The sequence below is a fragment of the Protofrankia sp. CiP1_Cm_nod3 genome (assembly GCF_982290655.1).
This window is the reverse complement of the sequence record NZ_CEVIVD010000032.1, coordinates 1-3,179: the sequence shown is the minus strand read 5'-3', so window position 1 is coordinate 3,179 and position 3,179 is coordinate 1. Positions and strand designations below refer to the sequence as shown.

2 protein-coding genes and 1 pseudogene are annotated in these 3,179 nt (G+C 71.3%); all 3 read left to right on the top strand.

The window, feature by feature from the left end:
* A partial coding sequence (locus tag AC5LUJ_RS08875; protein WP_493464756.1) for a hypothetical protein occupies positions 1-1,071 on the top strand: 1,071 nt, incomplete at its 5' end.
* Positions 1,072-1,078: 7 nt separating this feature from the next.
* A complete protein-coding gene (locus AC5LUJ_RS08870) occupies positions 1,079-2,581 on the top strand; it encodes an SCO6880 family protein (RefSeq protein ID WP_250293045.1) in 1,503 nt (500 codons plus the stop codon).
* Positions 2,578-3,179 (top strand): annotated as a pseudogene (locus tag AC5LUJ_RS08865) (conjugal transfer protein TraC); the annotation flags it as partial. The gene AC5LUJ_RS08870 and the pseudogene AC5LUJ_RS08865, both read left to right, overlap by 4 nt.

Genomic DNA, 3,179 nt, shown 5'->3' with positions numbered 1-3,179 from the left:
GCGATCCGGGGGGACGCACATCTGCTGGGCCGCTCGCTCGCGTCCACCGGGACGGCGATTTTCGGCTCCTTCGTCATGCTGACCCTGCTGCAGATGGTGCTTTCCGCTGCCGACGGCATGTCCGAGGCGTTCGGTGACGGCGCGCCTCTGGGCGCAGGTCTGGTAGCCCAGCTCAGAACTCTCCCCCAGCAGGGGAACTTCGCCCTTGACATGGTTCTGTCACTGCTGGTCGCGCTGTTCTCGTTCGCGCTCTTCCTGGTTCTCTACATCCGCAAAATAGCAATCATCGCGGTTGCGGTGTTCATCCCGCTGTACCTGGCCGGGCAGCCGGCGATATCGACCCGCGACTGGATGAAGCGGGCCATGGAGATCCTCGCGGCGCTCATCCTGGCCAAGCCGGTCATTTACGCGATCTTCACCCTGGGCGCGAGCATAGCGGGTGACGCGACCGGGTCGGGTATGGACCAGACGTTGACCATTCTCAGCGGTATCGTGGTCATGGCTGCCGCGGTGTTCTCACCGTTCGTCCTGCTACGTGTGATCGGGATGGCTGACGTCCAGCTCATGCAGGTCATCGGCGCGGCGGGCAGGCGCGGCGCGGCGAGTTTCGGCCACGGTGCCGGTGCGCTGCTCGGCTCGTCGTCGCGGGAGACCTTCCGGGGTATCGGCGGGCGGCTGCAGAACCGGCAGCGCAGCGGCTCGGCGGTGGACGCGGGCCGGCCCTTCACCGGCGACCTCGCCCCGGTCGGCACCGGTGTCCCGGCCCGGGCCAGCGGCCGTCGCGGGGCCGGGGTGAGCCCGGCACGGGTCGGCGCGCCTGTCGCCCGGGCCGGCAGCGGGCAATCAGCACGGCCCGCGGCCCGCTCCGCGGAACACGCGAACGTCGGCTCCCCCGCACCACGAACCCGGTCGGCAACCGGCGCGGGCAGCCGGGTCGCGGCACCGGCCGCCAACGGCGCCTCCGCGGGGTCTCCCCGCGTTGTTCCGCGGGCGCTACCGGTCGCGGGATCATCACCCAAGGTAACTTCGCCGAGGCCACCCGTCCACCCCACGCGTACCGGGGGAGGCTGAGCAGGGCGTGGTCGCCGAACGCAGTTACCGGTTCGGGCCGCTGGAACGTGGCGGCATCCTGCTCGGTATGCGCTGGCCACAGCTGGGCCTGATGGTCGGCGTGATGCTGTGCGTCCTCGGGGCGCTGCGTTCGCCGGTCATGTTCGCCCCGGGATGGATCGTGCTGGCCGGTGCGCTGGGGTTCATCGCGTTCGTCCGCGTCGACGACCGTAACCTCGATCAGTGGGTACCGATCCTCTTCGGTTTCACCATGCAGAAGGTGATGGGTGAGACGGTGTTCCGCGGGGCGGTGTTCAGGGTCGGCAACAGCTCCGACCACCTGTCCAGGACCGCGCTGCCCGGGCCGCTGTCGTCCCTGGTGATGCTGTCGGTGCCGGTGGGCAACGGCCGTTACGTGGCGGTGGTCAAGGACACCAGGCGGGGGACGTTCACGGCTGTCCTGCAGGTGCAGGGCAGCCAGTTCGCGCTGCTGGAGTCCGGCGACCAGCAGGCCAGGGTGGACGCCTGGGGTGAGCTGCTCGCCGGGCTGACCGTCGGCGGCGGGCGGCTGTCCCGCCTGCAGTGGCTGGAACGCACCCTGCCGGACTCCGGGGACCAGCTGCAACGGCACTGGCGGGTGCGCGGGCAGCACGACGGCTCGTGGGCGGCCGAGGCGTACCAGGAGGTCATCGACGCCGCCGGCCCGGTCGCCCAGCGACACGAGACCTTCCTGTCGTTCCAGCTGCGCGCCCGCGACGTACGGCGGGCGATCCAACGCGCCGGCGGTGGTGACCACGCGGCCTGCGCGGTCCTGCTCGGCGAGCTGCGCACCATGGAGGCCGCGCTGGCCAGAGCGTCGATCAACACGGTCGGCTGGCTGCCACCGCGCGCCCTGGCCGCAGTGATCCGGACGACCTACGACCCGTACTCGATCGAGATGATCGACGCACGCGGTGGCGCGGTCTCCGACCGGGCCGGCGGGCTCGCGGGGCTGCCGTCGGGTGTCGACCCGGCGATCGCCGGCCCGGTGCGCGCGGTGGCCGGCTGGGACCACTATCGTACCGACTCCGGCTTCCACACCACCTACTGGATCAACGGCTGGCCACGGGTGCCGTCCCCGGCCGCGTTCCTCGCCCCGCTGCTGATGGAGACCACCTGCCGGCGGACGGTCTCCCTGATCGTCGAGCCGATGCCCGGCCGCAAGGCCGAGAAGGCGGTCAACCGCCGCCGGATGGCACACCTGGGTGAACAGCAGATGCGCGACAAGGTCGGTAAGGTCACCACCCAGCGCGACATGGCCGAAGCGTCCGAGGTGGAGCGCCGCGAGCAGGAGCTCATCGCCGGGTTCGGCGCCTTCCGCTTCCACGGGTTCGTGACGGTCTCCGCGGACGACCTCGACAGCCTGGCCGATGCGTGCGGCGAGGCGGAGACGCTGGCGTCCCGCAGCCGGCTGGAGATGGTCCGTCTGGTCGGCGAACAGGATCAGGGGTTCAGCGTCGCCGCTCTGCCGCTGGCCGTGGGGGTGTCATGACACCGCACCGTTCGTCGGGCGGGGCCGGTACCGACCGGGAGACCCATCGCGAGCTGAAGGACCTGCGGCGGGCCGAACGTGAGGCACAGCGCGGCGAACGGGCCGCCGCCCGGGCCGAACGGGCGGCGATCCGGCGGGCCCGGATGGCGTTGCGCCGCGGCGAGCAGCCACCGCCCCTCGTCGGCCCGCACGCCGGCCGGACCTTCCACAAGCTGCGCCTGCCAGCCCACATGGAGACGACCGCGCAGATCGCCGGCATCTACCCGTTCGTCGTGGACGCCGGGCTGGACACCCCCGGCATGTACATCGGCCGCCACGTCTGGTCCGGCGACTCCTTCGTCTTCGACGTGTTCGAGCTCTACCGCCAGCAGGTCATCGAGAACCCCAACTTCGCGGTCTTCGGCTCGGTCGGCTCACGCAAGTCGTCCCTGCTCAAGACGCTGATCTCGCGAGGGGCCGCGTTCGGCTACCAGGCGGCGGTGCCCTGCGACCCGAAAGGTGAGTACACCCGGCTGGCCCGTCGGCTGGGCTGCGAGCCGACCTACATCGGCCCGGGCCTGTCCACCCGGCTCAACCCGCTGGACGCCCCGCCACGGCC